The organism is Streptomyces sp. NBC_00457, assembly GCF_036014015.1.
In the GTDB taxonomy this organism is placed as follows: Bacteria; Actinomycetota; Actinomycetes; order Streptomycetales; family Streptomycetaceae; genus Streptomyces.
The window spans coordinates 2,089,415-2,107,616 of the sequence record NZ_CP107905.1; the positions used below are offsets into that span (position 1 = coordinate 2,089,415).

At 71.1% G+C, this 18,202-nt stretch carries 13 protein-coding genes; 9 read left to right on the forward strand and 4 right to left on the reverse strand.

What is annotated here, in order from left to right:
• The first annotated feature begins 11 nt into the window (after positions 1 to 11).
• From OG828_RS09710 to OG828_RS09720, 3 genes are read left to right on the forward strand one after another with little or no spacing between them, the layout of a single operon-like run.
• Positions 12 to 2,336 (forward strand): CaiB/BaiF CoA-transferase family protein, encoded by a 2,325-nt coding sequence (locus tag OG828_RS09710; RefSeq protein WP_328500828.1) that lies wholly within the window; start codon positions 12 to 14, stop codon positions 2,334 to 2,336.
• Between the two features lie 5 nt (positions 2,337 to 2,341).
• Positions 2,342 to 3,865, forward strand: a complete 1,524-nt coding sequence (locus OG828_RS09715) for an AMP-binding protein (RefSeq protein WP_328500829.1) — start codon at positions 2,342 to 2,344, stop codon at positions 3,863 to 3,865.
• A gap of 60 nt (positions 3,866 to 3,925) precedes the next feature.
• Positions 3,926 to 4,816 carry a hypothetical protein gene (locus OG828_RS09720; protein WP_328500830.1) on the forward strand — a complete coding sequence of 297 codons (891 nt, stop codon included), beginning with the start codon at positions 3,926 to 3,928 and terminating at the stop codon, positions 4,814 to 4,816.
• Positions 4,817 to 4,905: 89 nt separating this feature from the next.
• Here OG828_RS09720 and OG828_RS09725 read toward each other — a convergent pair whose 3' ends face one another.
• Positions 4,906 to 5,517: a TetR/AcrR family transcriptional regulator gene (locus OG828_RS09725; RefSeq protein WP_328352676.1), complete on the reverse strand. Its 612-nt coding sequence runs from the start codon at positions 5,515 to 5,517 to the stop codon at positions 4,906 to 4,908.
• Between the two features lie 323 nt (positions 5,518 to 5,840).
• Here OG828_RS09725 and OG828_RS09730 point away from each other — a divergent pair, with 323 nt between their 5' ends.
• The 6 genes from OG828_RS09730 (at position 5,841) to OG828_RS09755 (ending at position 12,650) form a co-directional block, all read left to right on the forward strand.
• Entirely contained in the window at positions 5,841 to 6,995 is a 1,155-nt protein-coding gene (locus tag OG828_RS09730; RefSeq protein WP_328500831.1) for an oxygenase MpaB family protein, read from the forward strand.
• Positions 6,996 to 7,077: 82 nt separating this feature from the next.
• A complete protein-coding gene (locus OG828_RS09735; protein WP_328500832.1) occupies positions 7,078 to 8,586 on the forward strand; it encodes an MFS transporter in 1,509 nt (502 codons plus the stop codon).
• A gap of 236 nt (positions 8,587 to 8,822) precedes the next feature.
• Complete coding sequence (locus OG828_RS09740) at positions 8,823 to 9,752, forward strand: ABC transporter ATP-binding protein (RefSeq protein ID WP_328500833.1); 930 nt, start codon at positions 8,823 to 8,825, stop codon at positions 9,750 to 9,752.
• Positions 9,752 to 10,585 carry an ABC transporter permease gene (locus tag OG828_RS09745; RefSeq protein WP_328437532.1) on the forward strand — a complete coding sequence of 278 codons (834 nt, stop codon included), beginning with the start codon at positions 9,752 to 9,754 and terminating at the stop codon, positions 10,583 to 10,585. The genes OG828_RS09740 and OG828_RS09745 overlap by 1 nt, the downstream gene beginning before the upstream one ends.
• A gap of 17 nt (positions 10,586 to 10,602) precedes the next feature.
• Complete coding sequence (locus tag OG828_RS09750; RefSeq protein ID WP_443062382.1) at positions 10,603 to 11,985, forward strand: sensor histidine kinase; 1,383 nt, start codon at positions 10,603 to 10,605, stop codon at positions 11,983 to 11,985.
• Positions 11,982 to 12,650: a response regulator transcription factor gene (locus OG828_RS09755; protein ID WP_328437534.1), complete on the forward strand. Its 669-nt coding sequence runs from the start codon at positions 11,982 to 11,984 to the stop codon at positions 12,648 to 12,650. The genes OG828_RS09750 and OG828_RS09755 overlap by 4 nt, the downstream gene beginning before the upstream one ends.
• A 16-nt stretch (positions 12,651 to 12,666) precedes the next feature.
• Here the strand turns inward: OG828_RS09755 and OG828_RS09760 are convergent, their stop codons facing one another.
• The 3 genes from OG828_RS09760 to OG828_RS09770 all read right to left on the reverse strand — a co-directional run bounded on the left by OG828_RS09760 (position 12,667) and on the right by OG828_RS09770 (position 18,169).
• Entirely contained in the window at positions 12,667 to 14,064 is a 1,398-nt protein-coding gene (locus tag OG828_RS09760; RefSeq protein WP_328500835.1) for a glycoside hydrolase family 5 protein, read from the reverse strand.
• Between the two features lie 55 nt (positions 14,065 to 14,119).
• On the reverse strand, positions 14,120 to 16,240 hold the full coding sequence (locus OG828_RS09765) for a beta-galactosidase (protein WP_328500836.1): 2,121 nt from the start codon (positions 16,238 to 16,240) through the stop codon (positions 14,120 to 14,122).
• A 63-nt stretch (positions 16,241 to 16,303) separates the two neighbouring features.
• On the reverse strand, positions 16,304 to 18,169 hold the full coding sequence (locus OG828_RS09770; RefSeq protein ID WP_328500837.1) for a hypothetical protein: 1,866 nt from the start codon (positions 18,167 to 18,169) through the stop codon (positions 16,304 to 16,306).
• Positions 18,170 to 18,202: the final 33 nt, after the last annotated feature.

Below are 18,202 nucleotides of genomic sequence, written 5' to 3' on the forward strand. Positions count from 1 at the left end.
GAGGAGCGACAGTGAGTGAATCCGTGGTGCGCGTCGTCGAACTGTCCAGTCCCTTCGCCCGTTTCGCGGGCAGGCTCCTGGTGGGCCTCGGTCACGAGGTGGTGCTGGTCGAACCGCCGGGAGGCGATGCGACCCGGCACGAACTCGACGGCGACGCCTTCGCTCACTGGCACGCCGGGAAACGCTCGGTCGCCCTCGATACGGGCGCGCCCGAAGGTGCCGCTGAACTGCGCCGGCTCCTTGAGGGCGCGGACGCGCTGCTCGACGGGAGCACCGAGGGCGCCGAGCCGGTCACCGCCGGTCTCGACCACCTCGTACACGTACGGGTCACCCCGTTCGGCCTCGTCGGCCCGCGCAGCTACTGGCAGGGCACGGATCTGGTGGTGGCCGCGCTCGGCGGCATGCTGGCGCAGGTCGGCGATCCGGACGGCCCGCCCCTGCGGCTGCCGGAGAACCAGGCGGAGCAACTCGCCGGCGTCAACGCGGCGATCGCCGTCCTGCTCGGCCTGCGGGCGCGGCGCAGGGGTCCGGGGCAGCTCATCGACGTCTCCGCGCAGGCGTGTGTGGCCGCCGCGCTGGAGGCGGGAGCCCTCGCCTATCTGCACGAGGACCGCGTCCCGCCGCGCCCGGGACGGGTGCATCCGCTGGTCCCGCACGGCCTGTTCAGGGCCAAGGACGGCTATCTGGGCGGTGGGCTCGGCGGCAGCCCCCGCATGTGGGACGCGCTGCTCGCCTGGTTGCGCGAGGAAGGCGCGGAGGCCGATCTCGCGGAGCCCAGGTGGCAGGACCCCGTTGAGCGCAAGAAGCATCAGGAGCATGTGTTCAAGGTCGTGCAGGATTTCGTGGGCGCATGGCCGAAGGCCGAGTTCGCGGAGCGGGCCCAGGCCAGGAAACTGCCGTGGGCCGCCGTCGACCTGCCCCACGAACTGCCGGACAACCCGCAGCTCACCGCGCGCGGCTTCTTCACACAGGTCCGAACGGAGCAGGGAGAACGGACCGACCTCGGCTTCCCCTTCGCGTTCCCGGAGGGCCGCCGCGTCACGGCGCTCAGCGTGCCCGGGCCCGGTGCCGACCAGGCGCTGCTCGACGAACCTCGTGCGGCGCGCCCGGTCGACGGCGACTCCCCCGGCCTGCCCGCCCTGGACGGCGTACGCGTCCTCGATCTGACCTGGGTGCTCGCGGGCCCGTACTGCACGAAGGTCCTCGCCGACCACGGCGCCGACGTCATCAAGGTCGAGTCCGTCCGCCGCCCCGACCCGACCCGCTTCGCGCCCTTCATGCACCTCTCCCGGGGCGACCACACGGACCCGAACACCAACGGCTACTTCAACGAGGTCAACCGGAACAAGCGCAGCATCGCGCTCGACACGCGGACCGAGGAGGGCGTCGCGGTACTGCGCGAACTCATCGCCTCCTGCGACGTCCTCGTGGAGAACTTCAGCGCCACGGTCATGACGGGGCTCGGCCTCGGCTATGAAGCGCTGCGCGAGATCAACCCGGGCCTCGTCTACGTGAGCATGTCGGGCATGGGCCACACCGGCCCGCGGTCCGGCTGGGTGTCGTACGCGGACACCGTCTCGGCCAGTGGCGGACTGACCGGGCTCACCGGCTGGGGCCCGGACGACGTGGTGGGCGTGATCTACGGCCACGGCGACATCGTCGCGGGACTCCAGGCCGCGCTGGCCACGGTCGCCGCGCTGGAACACCGTGCGGAGACTGGCCGCGGGCAGCACGTCGACCTGTCCCAACTCGAGGCGATCGCCGCCCACATGGGGACGAGTCTCCTCACATCGGCACGGTCGCCGATGGGCAACGCACACCCCCGGTGGAGCCCTCAGGGTGTGTACCGCTGTCTGGGTGCCGACCGCTGGCTCGCCGTCAGCGTCCGCTCGGACGAGGAGTGGACGGCCCTGTGTCACGCCATCGGGCAACCCGGACTGGCCGAGGACGCACGGCTGTTGACCGCCGACGGCCGCAGGCGGGAGAGCACGCTGGTCGACGGCGTACTCGGCGACTGGGCGCGCGGCCTGCCCGCCGACGCCGCCGCCGAGCTGTTGCAGGAGCGAGGGATTCCGGCCGGTGCCGTGCAGGACGGCCGGGAACTCGTCGAGCACGATCCGCAGTTGAGGGCACGTGGCTTCTACGTCCGTCTTGAGCACCCGGCCGCGGGCGCCTTCCTCCACGAGGGCGTGCCCGTCCGCCTCACCGGCACACCGGGCGGCATACGCAAGCCCGCGCCCCTGCTCGGTGCCGACACCTACGAGGTGCTGAGCGAGTGGGCCGGGATCCCGGCCGAGCGGCTCGGTCGACTGCGGGAGGCCGGAGTGCTTCAGTGAACGCCGTGACGATCCCGCTGAACGCCATGACGATCCCGCAGTTGCTGGACTCCTCGGCGGAGGAGTACGGGGACCGCGTCTTCCTGCGCGTGGGCCGGACAGAGCGCACGTACCGGCAGACCCGTCAGGCCGCGGCGACGACGGCGGGAGCGCTCGCCGCACGCGGCTGCCGGCCGGGCGACCGGGTCGCGGCCCTGCTGTCGAACCGGGTCGAGTTCGTCGACCTGATCCTCGGCTGCGCCTGGCTCGGCGCGGTGCTGGTGCCGCTCAACACCGGTCTGCGCGGCCGGAGTCTGCGTCACGTCCTGCGGGAGGCGGCGCCGTCCTTCCTGCTCACCGAGGCGGAGGCGGCCGGCCGGGTGGTCGAGTCGGGTTACCGCGGCACGCTCTGGACCGTGGGCGAGGAGGACGCCCCAGGACCGGGAGAGGCCGAGGCTCTCCCACCGGCCGCGGTCCGGCCGTACGACACCGCTTCGATCCTGTTCACCTCGGGCACCACGGGGACACCACGAGGGGTGCGCTGCCCGCACGCGCAGTTCGCCTGGTGGGGCCGCAACGTCGCGGACTCGCTGCGGCTCACCTCGGACGACGTGCTCTACACCTGCCTTCCGCTCTTCCACACCAACGCCCTGAACGCGCTGGCGCAGGCCATGGTGGCCGGTGCCGCCTACGCGCTCGACGAGCGTTTCTCCGCCTCGAAGTACTGGGCGAGGGTGGCGGAGACCGACGCCACGGTCATTCATCTGCTCGGGGCGATGGTGCCCATGCTGCTGGCCCAGCCGCCCGGTGAGCAGGACCGCGGGCACCGTGCCTGGCGGGGCCTCTCCCCCGCCACTCCGGGCCCCGCCTGGGAGCCCTTCCGCGAGCGCTTCGGCGTCACTCTCGTCGACGGATTCGGCTCCACGGAGACGAACCTCGTCATCGGTTCCACCCCGGCGCAGCAGCGGCCCGGTCTCATCGGCACCGTGCGCGACGGCTTCTCGGCACGCGTGGTCGACGAGGCCCTCGTTCCCGTCCCGGACGGCACGCCCGGCGAACTTCTCGTCCGCAGTCAGCAGCCGTTCGCCTTCTGCACCGGCTACTTGGGCGAGTCGGCACCACCGCCCCACTCCTGGCGCAGGACCGGCGACCGCGTGATCCGTGAGCCGGACGGCTGGTTCCGCTTCGTCGACCGCATCAAGGACGTCATCCGGCGGCGCGGCGAGAACATCTCCTCGTACGAGGTGGAGGCGGCCGTCCGCTCCCATCCGGCCGTCGCCGAAGCCGCGGCCTTCCCCGTTGCCTCGGAGCTGGCCGAGGACGAGGTCATGGTCGCGATCGTCCTCCGGCCCGGCAGCATGCTGGACCCGGAGGACCTGACCCGGCACTGCGCGCGCGAGCTGCCCACGTTCGCCGTACCCCGGTACATCGAGACGGTCCCGTCCCTGCCGCTCACCGAGACCGGCAAGGTCCGCAAAGCGGTGCTGCGCGAACGCGGCGTCACCGCCGCCACCTGGGACCGGACCGCCGGCGCACCTGCGAAGGCCTGATGTCAGCCTGAGAAGGCGAGAGGCCGGTACGGCCCATACGTCCACGTGCCCGCTGGCATCGTGGCATGCACCGGCCAGCCGCTCGGCTGCACCCCGCGGCGGGACGCCATTTCGGCATCGATCGGCAGCGCCGCCCGTGCTGCGTCGGCATCCCAGGCGCCCTGGTCACGGGGCAGGAACAGCTCGTACGCCCCGTTCAAGACCTACGGCGAGTCACCCGGCGGACCCGGCTCCTCCATCACCACCGCCGACCTGGCCGCGCTGCGGTCCCGGGTGCCGGCGCGGGGCAGCTGGCAGGGGCGGGCGCGGATGGCCGGAGTCGACGTACCCGTGGTGACCCTGGCCAGCGACATCACCGAGCAGGGCGCGCTGCTGGTGCTCGTACTGACCGAGGACGCCCCGGTGCCGAAGGAGCGTCTGGCATCCGCCCAAGCGCTGTGGGACCTGCTGACCGCGCATCGGGAAGGCCTGCGGAGGGAGGCGATTCCCGGCATGCTGGCCGTGGGCCGGGCGGCGGCAGCGGCACGCGCCATGGCCATCACCGAACTCGGCGACGCCCACGGAACCGCGCTGACCGCCCTGCTCGGCGTCCTTCGCGACCGCGGCCTGGACGCCCCGAACGCCCGCGCGCGTGCCATCGATCTCGCCGTCTCCGCCCTGACCGAACTGCGCTCGCTGGCCGAGCTCGACCGGGCGCTGATGGAGGAGCGCGCCGGGGACGCCTTCGAGCGGCTCGCCGTGTCGCTGCGCCGGATCCTGCGCGCACGCGGGGTACGGCTGGACGTCGGCCCACCCGGCGCGGAGGAAGGCGCGGACCGGCTGCTGCCCGGTGATGTGACCGCCACGGCATGTGCGACGGTCCGCGCCGCCGTGCACGCCTCGCTGGAGGAGCAGGAGCACGCGCCGGACGGTGCGCGCCGCATTCACGTCAGCTGGGGCGGGACAGCCTGACCGCCGCTGTCCTTTCGGACGGTTCGGACTGGTCGAAAGGAGGGCAGGCGAGGTGGCATGAGGGCATGCCAAGGAGCGCTGCCTCGAGTTCAGCTTGAGTTGCGTCCCGCCGCACCCGTCGCGAGCAGCCCGTTGACCACGATCTCCGCCAGTGATTCCGCCGTGGCTGCGAGCTGCTCCGGCGAGGCGGGCACGGGCCTGCCCAGGCGCCGCGCCAGAGGCCCCTCCAGAATTCCCGAGACGGGAGGGATGACGGCGAAGAACAGCACGTCCATCGGGATGGGCGCGATACGTCCGGAGGCGACGAGCCGCTCGATGCTCGGGATCATGAGCTGCAGGGTCGGAGCGATGTAGCGCTCGTACAGGTAGTCCAGCCGCTCGGTGTCCCGGGACAACTCATCGAGCATGATCCGATCCATGCGCGGCGTGTCCACAGCGGTCAGGTAGAAGCCGGTGATGAGCTGCCGCAGACGCTCGGCGTCGTCGAGCGAGGTAGCAACCTCTGGCAGGCGTGACAGCTGCGTCTCCAGCGCGGAGTCCACCACAGCGCGCCAGAAGGCCGACTTGGACCCGTAGCGGTCGTTGATGAAGTTGTGGCTGACGCCCAGGCGGCGGGCCAGCTCGCGTGCGGAAGCGTGCTCGTAGCCCAGCTCCGCGAAGGCCTCCAGCCCTCGCTGCAGGATGCTCTCCTCTTCGGGCACCGCGGGAGTACCCGCACCGGGGCGTCCCGGCCGTCGGGTGGATTCGGCTCTTGCGCCCACCGTCGCCTCCAAAAATGTTTCTCGTGCCTGCGTGGCCTGCGTCCCCGACAGGGCCCGCAAGCATCTCGCGGATCCGCGACCAGCTTACTTGACACCTGTCAGAATGAGGCTAATCTGACAGGTGTCAGAGAGTAAATCTGAAGCAGAGAAGCGACTTGAGCAGCCGCTTTTCCACAGACTGATCCGCGCGGATCGGCAACCGAGCACGTCTCCCCCCTCACCTGGCGGCCGGACGGCCGCACCTGCTCGAAAGTGAGAGCCCCATGGATGCGAAGCACACACCCCACATGGCCGACCACGTGCTGACCCTGCTCACCGCCGGGGATCCGCTCGCCGATGCCGTCGTCGCCGAACTCGACCATTACGGCCCGCGGGCACAGCGTGCCCTCGACGCGGGCCTCAGGCGCGGCCTGCCCAGTCTGGGCCAACAGCCCCCCGCGGCCGTCGCCGCACTGCTGAAGCAACTCGAGGCCACCCCTTCCTGGATGGACCCGCTGATGCTCCACAGGGGCGATGTCGTGAGCCTGTCCGTGCCCCCCATGTGGTTCGGGCTCTGCTCGATCACCAGCGCACTCGCGCACAGCTACGCCTCCCCGGCCACCGCACGACTGCTGGCCCAAGCAGGCAGCCCGGCCGACATGGCCGCACACCGGCTCGCGGAGACCGGAGTGTGGGCGCGCCAGACCATACGGCCGGGAGGGCTGCTGCGCGGACGACCGGGATACCTGGCCACCGTCGAGGTCCGGCTGGCCCATGCCCGTATGCGCGCCACGAGCCTCACGGACTGGGACAGCGGGGCCCGGGGCCTGCTGGTCGGCCAGCTCGACATGGCCCGCACCTGGCTCGGCTTCACCCTCATCGCTTCCCAGGCCCTGGAGGCCGTCGGCATCGACATCACTCCGGAGGAAGAGCGCTCCCTCTACCGGTACTGGTCGTATGTCGCTCATCTCCTGGGGCTCGACGAAAGCCTTCACCAGGACGTGGTCGACCACGCCGGCGCCCGCCGCCTGCGGGACCTGCTGGACGCCACGACGCCCGCACCCGACGAGAACTCGACGGCGCTGACCGCCGCCATGATCGACGCGCAGGCGCACGCGATGGCCGGCGCGCCGGGCGCCGTCCTGTCCGAGGAGCAGTTGCGCCACCTCATCGACAGCGTGCTTCGGCGGGCCTTCGGGGAGGAGTGGACAGACCGCCTCGGCATCCCAGGCGTCCCCGCCGCGACCGATCTCATGGCGCTGATCAGCCAGCTCAATCGCCAGGCCCAGTACTGGCAGACCTACTCCCCCGCCTCGTCCCGGGAAGCCCGCCGGGCGCTGAAGGGACCCGCACCCGAACTCAAGTCGGCCGTCCTTCCCTGTGACGCCTCCTGCCGTCGTAACGCTGGAGCCGCTCGCCCGGGCGCCTGGGCGGCCTGATTCTCCTTCTTTCCACCACGTGACGAGCTCCGACGACGCAGCCGTCCCGCCCTTTGTCCCCCTCTTCTCATGGAGTTTCGCCATGTCCAAAACCCCCGCCGAGACGGCTGACACGGCCACCGTGTCCGTCCTCCCATCCGCCGACGCGCCGCCCCGCCATCGCTGGTGGATCCTCGCCGTCATCGGCGTGGCCCAGCTCATGGTCGTGCTGGACGCGACGATCGTGAACATCGCGTTGCCCTCCGCGCAGAAGGACCTGGGCTTCTCCGACGGCGACCGGCAGTGGGTCGTCACCGCCTATGCCCTCGCCTTCGGCAGCCTGCTCCTGCTCGGCGGCCGTATAGGCGACCTGTTCGGCCGCAAGATGACCTTCCTGGTCGGCCTGGTCGGCTTCGCCGGCGCTTCCGCACTCGGTGGCGCCGCGACCAGCTTCGAGATGCTCATCGTCGCCCGTGCCGGGCAGGGCGTGTTCGGCGCGCTGCTCGCCCCGGCCGCCCTGGCCCTGCTGACCACGACCTTCACCAACCCCAAGGAACGCGCCAAGGCCTTCGGCGTCTACGGCGCGATAGCCGGCGCCGGTGGAGCCATCGGCCTGCTCCTCGGCGGCCTGCTCACCGAGTACGCCGACTGGCGCTGGACCCTCTACGTCAACCTCGTCTTCGCCGCCGTCGCCTTCGTCGGCGGCATCCTCCTGCTCCAGCGCACCACCCGCGACAAGAGCGCCACCCTCGACATCCCCGGTGCCTTCCTCGTCGGCGGCGGCCTGTTCAGCCTGGTCTACGGCTTCTCCAACGCCGAGAGCCACGACTGGAGCTCCGTACAGACCTGGGGCTGGCTGCTCGCCGGCGCCGCGCTGCTCGCCGCGTTCACCTGGTGGCAGACCCGCTCCACCCACCCCCTGCTCCCCCTGAAGGTCCTGCTCGACCGCAACCGCGGCGCCTCCTTCATCTCCGTACTGATCAGCGGCGCCGGCATGTTCGGGGTCTTCCTCTTCCTCACCTACTACCTGCAGCAGAGCCTGGGCTACACCCCCGTCGAGACCGGACTCGCCTTCCTGCCCATGACCGCCACACTCATGATCGGCGCCACCCTCGCCACCAACGTGCTGGTCCCCCGCCTCGGCCCCAAGCCGGTCGTCCCGCTCGGCATGGGCCTGGCCGCCGCCGGCATGGTCTGGCTGACCGGCCTCGACCTGAACAGCAGCTACACCACACACGTCCTGCCGCCGCTGCTGGTGGCCGGCCTCGGCCTCGGCCTGGTGATCGCCCCGGCCATGAGCCTGGCCGTCGACGGCGTGGACGCCGAGCACTCCGGTGTCGCCTCCGCCACCGTCAACGCCATGCAGCAGGTCGGCGGCTCGATCGGTACGGCCCTGCTGAACACCCTCGCCACCAGCGCCGCCGCCGACTACCTCGTGGACAAGGACCCCAGGGACCCCGCCGTCCAGGCCCAGGCCGGCCTGGAGGCCTACTCCACCGCCTACTGGTGGTCGGCCGTCTTCTTCGGCGTCGGCCTGGTCCTGAGCGTGATCCTCTACCGCCGCGGCGTACCGGCCACCGACCCCGACGCGGCACCCGTGGTCCACATGTGATCCGCGGTGACACGAGGACCACTACGCCCCGGCCGCCAACCCTGGCAGTACGGAAAAGCGGTTGAATCCACCCCAATCCATCGCAAGCAAGGGCATCACGCGTGGTACCGCGGTACCACGCGGCCGCCGACGCTTCCCCTGTGGTCCCAGGCCCGCGACCGACCACTCCCCTAGCTTCGAACGCGGATGCCGCGGTACGTCCGTGGCCGAGCTCGAGGCGAGGAAGGCCCCAGCACATGATCGAAGCAAGTGAGCTGACGAAGCGGTACGGGGACAAGACGGTCGTCGACCATCTGAGCTTCACCGTCAAACCGGGTGAGGTGACCGGCTTCCTCGGCCCCAATGGGGCGGGCAAGTCCACCACCATGCGCATGATCATCGGCCTGGACTTCCCCACCGGGGGTTCGGTCACGGTCAACGGACGCACCTACGCGAAGCACGCCGCGCCGTTGCACGAGATCGGCTCCCTGCTGGAGGCCAAGTCCGTCCATCCGGGGCGTACGGCGTTCAACCACCTGATGGCACTCGCGTACACCCACGGCATCGCGCGCAGCCGGGTGGACGAGGTGATGGAGCTGGCCGGGCTGACCAGCGTGGCCGGCAAGCGCGTGGGCGCCTTCTCGCTGGGCATGGGCCAACGACTCGGCATCGCCGCCGCCCTCCTCGGCGATCCGGCCATCGTCATGCTCGACGAACCGGTCAACGGCCTGGACCCCGAGGGCGTGCTGTGGGTGCGCAATCTGCTGCGCCGGCTGGCGGACGAGGGACGGGCCGTGATGCTCTCCTCGCACCTGATGAGCGAGACCGCGATGATCGCCGATCACCTGGTGATCATCGGGCGTGGCCGGCTGCTCGCGGACACCACGGTGGACGACTTCACCCGGCAGGCCGGCGGCGGGGGCGTGAAGGTCGCCACCACCGAGGCACAGAAGCTGCGTTCGCTGCTGGCCGGCCCGGACGTCACGATCAGTTCCTCCTCCGCCGAGGAACTGGTGGTCTCCGGACGCGACGCCCATGAGATCGGGGCGATCGCCGCCCAGAACGGGGTGGCGCTGTACGAACTCACCCCGCAGTCCGTCTCCTTGGAGACCGCCTTCATGGAACTCACCAGCGACGCCGTCGAATACCACAGCGCTCCCGTCGACGCCCCCCGAGAGGCCGCCTGATGACTGCCACCACCCTTTCCCCCGGCCCTGCTCGCACGGCGGTGCACAAGGTGACCGGCCGTCGCGTGCTGCGCTCGGAGTGGGCCAAGTTCTGGTCGCTGCGCTCGAGTTGGATCACTCTGGCGGTCGCGCTGCTCCTGCTGGTCGCCCTCGGGTCGATCGCCTCGGCCACGTACAGTCCCGACGCCGTCCAGGACCAGGGGCCGCCGGGCTCTGGCTCCGGCGACAGTGACGCGGTCGGTCTGGCCCTGCTCGGCGTGACCTTCGCGTCGCTGGCCGTGGGCGTCCTCGGAGTGCTGATGTCGGCGGGCGAGTACAGCACGGGCATGATCCGGTCCACACTCGCCGCGGTTCCGCGACGGCTGCTGGTGCTGTGGTCGAAGAGCGCCGTGTTCGGGGTGGTCGCGTTCGTCCTCGCCACGATCGGCGCGCTGGCCGCGTTCCAGCTGGGCACGCTGGGCCTGGACGGCGAGAAGATCGCGCTGGCCATGGGCGACGACGGTGTGCTGCGCAGCCTGGTGGGCGCCGGCCTCTATCTCGGCCTGGTGGGTGTGTTCGGCGTGGCGCTGGGAGTACTGCTGCGCTCCTCCGCCGGGGCCATCGCGGTCCTGGTCGGCATCCTGCTCATCCTCCCCGGACTGGCCACGCTGCTGCCCGACTCGTGGGAGGACTCGGTCATCCCCTACCTTCCCAGCAACGCGGGATCGGCCATCTACGCCCTGCACGAGTCGGCGGACTCCCTCTCCCCCGGGGCGGGACTCGCGGTCTTCGCCGGCTGGGTTGCGCTGACGCTCGCCGGAGCGGCGTACCGGCTGGCCCGGACCGACGCCTGACCGGCGCACCGAGGACGATGGGGTTCATGACTCCGCAAGGGGCGTCGGCCTCCAAGGACACCGCCCACACCGCCCAGGGGACGCCGCTCCCGCCGCCCCCTGGGCTCGACGCCGCCTGGACACACCCGCTTCTGGGCCGTCTGCTCCGCGGGCAGAGCCGGCAGCAGCGGCTGGACCGCCGGCATCCGTGGCTCCTCGACACGGCGGTGGTGTTCGTCGTCGCGCTCATCAGCCTCCCCGACCTGCTCTCCAACAGCGACCACGGCCCCTTCGGGGAAACGGCCTACCGCGGCGAGCTGCCCTCCGGCGTCCCGTTCGTCTTCGCCGCCGCCCTCATCATTCCGCTGTGGTGGCGGCGCAGGGCCCCGGCCGTCACCCTCTTCGTGATCGCGCTGGTGAACCTCGCCCAGTGGTCGCTGGGCCTCTGGCAGCAGGCCGGCATCAGCGCGCTCGTCGCCCTGTACAGCCTGGCCCTGCACGGCTCGCTGCGGGCGCTGGGCTGGGCCGCCGCGCTGACGGTCGTCCAACTCACGCTGGCAGTCGGCGTCCTGGTGCACGTCGACCAACCGCTGCTGGCCCTCTTCTTCATGCTGGGCACGGCGACGGCCGCTGTCGCCATCGGCCTGACGCTCCGCATCCGCCGGATGTACCTGGCCGCGCTGGAGGACCGTGCCGGGCGCCTGGAGATCGAGCGCGACCAACGCGTCCGGCTCACCGCCGCCGCCGAACGCTCCCGGGTCGCGCGCGAGATGCACGACATCGTCGGCCACAACCTCTCCGTCATGGTCGGTGTCGCCGACGGCGCCGCGACCCTCGCCGCCAACAGGAACGAACAGTCCGCCGAGGCCCTGCGCATCCTCGGCGACACCGGACGGCAGGCCATGGGCGAACTGCGCCGCGTCCTGGGCGTCCTGCGCGAAGAGCAGGAGGACGTACGCACACTCAGCCCGCAGCCGGGGGTCCGCGACCTGGACGCCCTGCTGGCTCGGGTCCGATCGGCAGGGCCGACGGTGACCTACCGGACCGTCGGCGACCTCGACGCCCTGGGCGACGGCGTGCAGCTCACCGTGTACCGCATCGTCCAGGAAGCGCTGACCAACACGCTCAAGCACGCGGGTACGGGCTCGGCCGCCGAGGTCTCCGTGACCGTCGACGCAGGCAAGATGCGGATACGGATCGCCGACACCGGCGTACCGCCAGGCGCACGCGTGCCGACGACGCCGGAACCGCGGACCGGCGGCACGGGACACGGCCTGGTCGGCATCCGCCAGCGGGCCGCCATGTACGGCGGAGACGTCACCATCGGCCCGCGCGACACCGGCCACGGCTGGATCGTGGACATCGCGCTCGACGTACCGGCCGCCCCCGCTCCGTCGGCATCAGGAGAACACCTGCCATGACCACCGTGCTCATCGCCGACGACCAGCCCCTGCAGCGCATGGGCTTCCGCATGCTCCTCGAGGGCACCCCCGGCCTCACCCCGGTCGGCGAGGCCGCACACGGCTCCGAAGCCGTCCGCCTCGCCGCCGAACTGCGGCCCGACGTCGTCCTCATGGACATCCGCATGCCCGGCATGGACGGCCTCGAAGCGACCCGCCGCATCACCGCCACCGGCGGCCGCACCCGCGTCCTCATCGTGACCACCTTCGACCTCGACGAGTACGCCCACGACGGACTGCGCGCCGGAGCCAGCGGCTTCCTCCTCAAGGACGCCCGTCCCGAGGAACTCGTGGCGGGCATCCACGCGGTCGCGAGCGGCGACGCCATCGTGGCCCCCAGCCTGACCCGGCGCCTGCTGGACGCCTACGCCCACCAGGTCCTCGCACCCACCGGCGCCCCCGCGCCCGCGGACCCCCGGTTGCGGACGCTCAGCGACCGCGAACGCGAGGTCCTGGTCGCCATCGGCCAGGGCTGGACGAACACGGAGATCGCCGAACGGCTCCACCTCACCGAGTCCACGGTGAAGAAGCACGTCGGACGTGTCCTGGCCAAGATCGGGGCGCGCGACCGCATCCAGGCCGTGATCACGGCGTACGACGCCGGGCTGGTCAGAGCCAAGCAGTGACGGCCGGAGCCGTCCGTCATCCGCTCGCGAGCGTGTCCAGCAGCCAGTCGCGCCGTACGCACTGCTCCAGTGCGAAGGAGTCGGCCAGGGCGAGCACGTCGTCGTCACCGAGACCCCGGAAGAGTGCGGCGTACTCCTCGACCAGCGGCTGGCCGAGGAGGATGTGCCGCAGGAGGACGTCCATCCACTGCCGGGTGCTGAACGGCTGGGGAGAGAAGCCGGGGAACTCGTCGATCACGAGGTGTTCGAGCGGCTTGGCCAGCTCGCGGATCTCGCCATCCGGGGAACTCCAGGCCTCCGCCCCCAGGCGGTGCTTCTTCGCCATGAACGCGCCGAAGTGGCGGTGGTAGGGGCTGTCCGGCGTGGTGTGGACGAGCCCTTGCAGACCGACGTCCTTGTAGGTCCAGATGGACCAGCTCGCCTCGTGCCGGCGGTAGATCTCCAGCTGGTCGGCGAGCAGTTGTGCGCACTGCTCGTCCCGCGTCGGGTCGCCGGTGTACACCGGGCCGAACTCACCGATCCAGATCGGGGTGCCGGTCTTGCGCATGTACGCGGTGCGGCGCAGGAAGGCGTCCTCGACCTGTTCCTTGCCGGTCCAGATGCCGTCCGTGTGACCGGGGTAGCCGCCGCTGCGCGCGAAGCCGGCGCGTGCGTAGTCGTGGCAGGTGTAGACGGTGTTGTCGATGGGGTCGCCGAAGATGTCGAAGTCGGTGGAGTAGTGGTTGCCGTCGAGGAAGAGGATGTGGTGCGGGTCGACCGAGCGGATCGCTCCCGCGAGGCGGTGGTAGAAGGCGGGCAGCACCTGCCCTGACTCGTCGGCGGGCTCGTTGACCGGGTTGTAGCCGGCCACCCACGGATTGTCCTTGTAGCGGTCCGCGATGACCTCCCACAAGTGCACCACCCGGTCCTGGAAGTGCGGGTGCGTCCACAACAGCGCCACGTGCGTGGGGTTGTCGGAGTGCCACTGGCGGTTCTGGGCGCCGGGCAGGGAGTGCAGGTCGAGGACGGTGTAGATGCCGTGCCGCGCGCAGAGTTCCACCACGCGGTCGAGCCGGGCGAAGCCCTCCTCGCGGATCTCGAACGGGCGGGCATCGTCCTCGAAGTGGCGGTAGTTGACCGGCAAGCGCAGGCAGTTGACGCCCTTGGAGGCGAGCAGCGCGGCGTCGGCCTCGTCGAAGAAGACGGTCAGGAGCCGGTCGAAGAACAGCTCGTAGCGGCGCTCGCCGAGGACCTCCCGTACCGCTGAACGCATGGCGGCTTCGTTGCCCGGAAAGCCGGTGATGAAGTTCTCCATGTTCATCCAGCCGCCGAGTCCGGCGCCCTTGAGCCGGACCGTAGTGCCGTCGTGCGTCTGAAGCCGGGTGCCGGAGACCCTCAGCAGCGGGCTTGGGGCAGAGGAAAGTGTCGTCGCCAAAACGGGGGGATCCTTCGTGATGTGGAGACGGATGAGGTTCGGTGGTGGCGCGCCTTCAGGCTGAAGTGACTTCGTCGTCGACGCCGACGAAGACCCGTACGTCCCAGGCGCCCAGGCGCAGGGCCGTGCCGGCCGGTGCGGCGGTGCCGTCCAGTACGTCGGTCAGCGCCATCGGTGCCGTGACATGCGCCGGGTCCCAGCTCCAGTTGTGGAGGACGTGGACGCGGCGTCCGTCCGGGGAGACGCCGGTGGTGGCCGTGACCGACGACGGCAGGTCCCGCCAGCCGCTGCGCGGGGCGGGCGCCAGCCAGTCGGCCAGCGCGCGGGCGAGGTCGCGGCCGGGAACCGTGCCGACGCAGGTGACCCGGCCCGCACCGTGGCGGCGGGTGGTGACGGCCGGCCAGCGGCCGAAGTGCGGATGGTCGTACGCCGCGAGCACCTCGGCGTCCAGGGCGGTGAGTCCGTCCACCCAGCGGGTGGCCGTGGCCGGTTCCGGCAGTCGCAGCGGGCTGCCGGGCGTCGCGCGCAGCGGGATGTCGGCCGCCAGGTTGCTGAACTCCTCGTAGCTCGCCCCGGCGGCTTCGACGAGCCGTCCCGGCGCCGGTTCCTGGCGCGCCCGGGCCTCGTGGTCGGCGTATCCCGTGCGCGGCCCGAGCACCAGGTGGCCGCCCGCGTGTGCGTAGGCCGCTAGCCAGTCCAGTGTGCTGTCGGCGGCCAGGTACAGCGCGGGGACGACGAGGACGGGGTGGCGGCGTGCCGCCTCCTCGGGGCTCGGGCCGGGGCGTTCGCCGCTCGGATCGTGCAGTTGACGGGCGTGCACGAGCCGGACCTGGCGGCCCGCCTCGAAGGCGCCGCGGTAGAAGGGGTCGAAGATCCCGTGGTAGGCGTTCGCGTCGGGCCCGCCGTCGGGGTCGGCCAGCGGCGGGTACTTCTGCATCAGCCACTTGCTCGGCGTCGAGTAGACCATGGTGAGGTCCGCGTCCGGTTCGAGGCCGGCGACCAGGGGCCCCGCGGCCTCCAACTCGCCTCCCAGGCGGGCCAGTTCGTCGTACGTCCGACCGGGTCTGCCACTGTGCGGGAGGATGCCGCCCACATAGGTCTCGGCCCCGAAGTGCAGGGTGTGCCAGTGCCAGTACTCGACCATCCGCGCCCCGCGCGCGACCAGCGCCCAGGCCGCCTGGCGCCACTGGCCGTCGTAGGCGGGGCGGTTGGCCCAGGGCGGGCCGATGGTGCCGGCGTTGGTCTCGGTGACCAGGAACGGGGCCTGGCGCGAGGAGTACATCCAGTCCCCGAGCTGGGCGACGGACCAAGCGCGCTCGCCGTGGAGCAGGGCGTCCTGCATGCCGTAGTAGGGGTTGCCCGCGGCGATGTCCAGGGCCTCGTTCAGTTCGTGGTCCTCCACTCCCGGGCGGGGATATGAGAGGCAGGTGGTGACGAACTGCTCGGGCAGGGCGTACTCGCGGACGATGTCGGTCTGCCAGGCGATGAACTCGGTGGTCAGCCCGGCCTGGAACTCCCGCCAGGCGACGTCGTACTGCGGCTGGGTGTTGCCGTCCGGCCTCCACAGATCGGCCCAGGTGGCCAGGCGGTGCGACCAGTAGACCAGGCCCCACTCGCGGTTGAGGGTCTCCACGTCGCCGTACTTGTGGCGAAGGTGGTCGGTGAACCGCTGGAAGACGCCGTGGTTGTGGAAGAGCTCAAGGCCGGGCTCGTTGTCCACCTGGAAGCCGATGACCGCCGGGTGGCGGGCGTAACGGGCGAGGATGCGGCGGACCACCCGCTCGGCGTGGAAGAGGAAGGCGGGGTGGGTGTAGTCGACCTCCTGGCGGGCGCCCCAGGGGATGCGCTCGCCGGTGCGCCGCTCACCCGCGATCTCCGGGTACTGGCGTGCCAGCCAGGGCGGGACCGCGTAGGTCGGGGTGCCCAGGATGACGGAGATACCGCGTTCGTGGGCGCCGTCGAGGACCGGCTGGAGCCAGTCGAGGTCGAAGACGTCGTTCTCCGGCTCCCAGGTCGACCAGACCGACTCGCCGACCCGGATGACGCTGAAGTGCGCCTCGGCCATCAGGTCGAGGTCGTTCTTGAGCTGCTCCTCGGCCTGTTCGCTGCCGTAGGGCGGCCGGTACTCGTGGTAGTACGCGGCGCCGAAGAGAACGCGGGCGGGCAGGTCCGCCATGAAGTGGGCCTCCTGAAGGCAGAGTTGGTGCACGGGGGCGGCGGGGAAGACTGCTCCCGCGGATCAGCTGCCGTTGGCCGGCTGGCTGTAGGTGGTCCCGTCGATGGTCGTGGTGAGCGTGCCGACCGCCTGGAAGTCGTTCCTGAGCATCGCGGACGGGCCGAGCGTGAAGCCTTCCGGGCCGGTGCGCTTGGTGCCCGTGTGCCGGCCGGACAGCTTCAGGTCCTCGGTCCACGTGACGCAGGCCAGGGCCGTGGCGGTGCCGGGCGTGCAGCCGAGCACCGAGTTGGAGACGCGCTCGACCTTCTCGGTGCCGTCGATGATGTGCGTACCGTCGTCGCTGTAGTTGCGGTACTCGACGGCGATGCCGATCGTCTGGGTGCCGGCGCTGTTGTTGGCGATCCGGACGGTCGCCGAGCCCTGGACCTTGCCGCGCAGGGTGTACGTCCCGGTCGGCACCGGCTTCGGCTGCTGCGGAGGTGTGTTCGGGTCGTAGGGCCGGCCCCAGGTCCGGTCGGAGACCGGCGCTGGAGTCACGGGCGCGCTGGGCTCGAAGTCCGGGAAGCGGGCGATCATCAGCCGGCTGTTGCGGCCTCCGGGTTCCGTCGAGTCGGCGCAGCGGTGCGGTGTCGGATTGGCGCCGCAGGCCAGGTTCTCGGTGTAGACGACGGCGGTGCTGTCGGCGAGCCACGCCGGGTCGGCGGCGGCGTTCCAGTTCGGGTCGGATCCGGCGTTGATCTGGAAGCCGCGGCCGGTCGCGGGGTCGACGAGCCAGGGCGAGAAGAAGCGGCGGTTGCCCGCGTTGCGGATTCCGGAGACGTAGGGGGCGGTGCTCAGTTGGGCGGTGAGCGGTGGGATGCCGGGCATGCCGGAGATGAAGTCGAGGCGTCCGGAGCCGTTGACCTCTTCGGCGAGCAGCCACTTGCCGTCGGGCGACATGGCCATCGGGTCGGTGTAGTGGGCGTTCCGGGTGATCGGCCGAGAGGCGCCGGTGGCCAGGTCGGTGGCCCAGGCGTCCATGCTGTCGGAGTTCAGGCTCTGGATGCCGAGGGTCTCCCGTCCGTCGGCGGTCCAGCCGCGCGGCTCGCCGACCATTCCGGCCTGGTTGAATCGCAGGCGGTTCCCGTTCTCGACGGCCATGGGCTGGTAGGCCGCCGCCGGGTTCTGCAGCACCGAGACGTTGGTGAGGTGGTAGCGCCCCATCTCCTGGTCGTAGGCGAGTCGGCCGACGTACGGGACGATGGTGAGGACCCTGAAGTCGACGACGTTGAACAGGAAGTGCTCACCGTCGGGACTCAGCCGCCACTCCCTGCCGTTGTTGACACCCTGCTCGTCCCGCTGGAAGAGCGGCCTGTCGTTCCAGTAGATGGGGGTGATGCGGGTGTTGGCCGGGGTGCAGCGCGGGTCGGTGACGGCGTACGTCGCTCCGTCGGCGCCGCACTCCAGGATGCCGTTGCTGACCAGGACGCGCTTGCGGTCGGGCAGTTCGTTCGCCGGTGGGTAGACGAGCTGGCTGGTGTCGATCTCGGAGCCGTAGGAGACCCCGCAGGTGACGCACTTCCACGCCTCGCCGTTCGGGAAGGTGGTGCCGTCGGTGCGGACCACCAGGACCTGATTGCCGCTGTAGACGCTCGCCGGGCCCGAGGCCGGCGCCCCGGCGTAGGTGATGCCCAGGAACACGTACTTCGGGTCCCTGGCGGGGCCGGGTGTTCCGATCCCGCCCCAGTCGGCCGAGACACAGCCGGTGGGATGCGTGCACACGCCGTCCTGCGGGACGGTCGGCGGCACCGGCAGTTCCTTGATGTCGACCCGGGGTCGATTCGTACTCGACGCGTCCGCGTCTGCGGCCATGGACGGCGGGGGGCCGGACAGAGCCGCGGCGAGCGCCATTACGACGGCCGCGGTGCCTCGCGCGAGGGTGGAACGCACACTCCGAACTCTCATGATCGTTGCAGCTTCCTC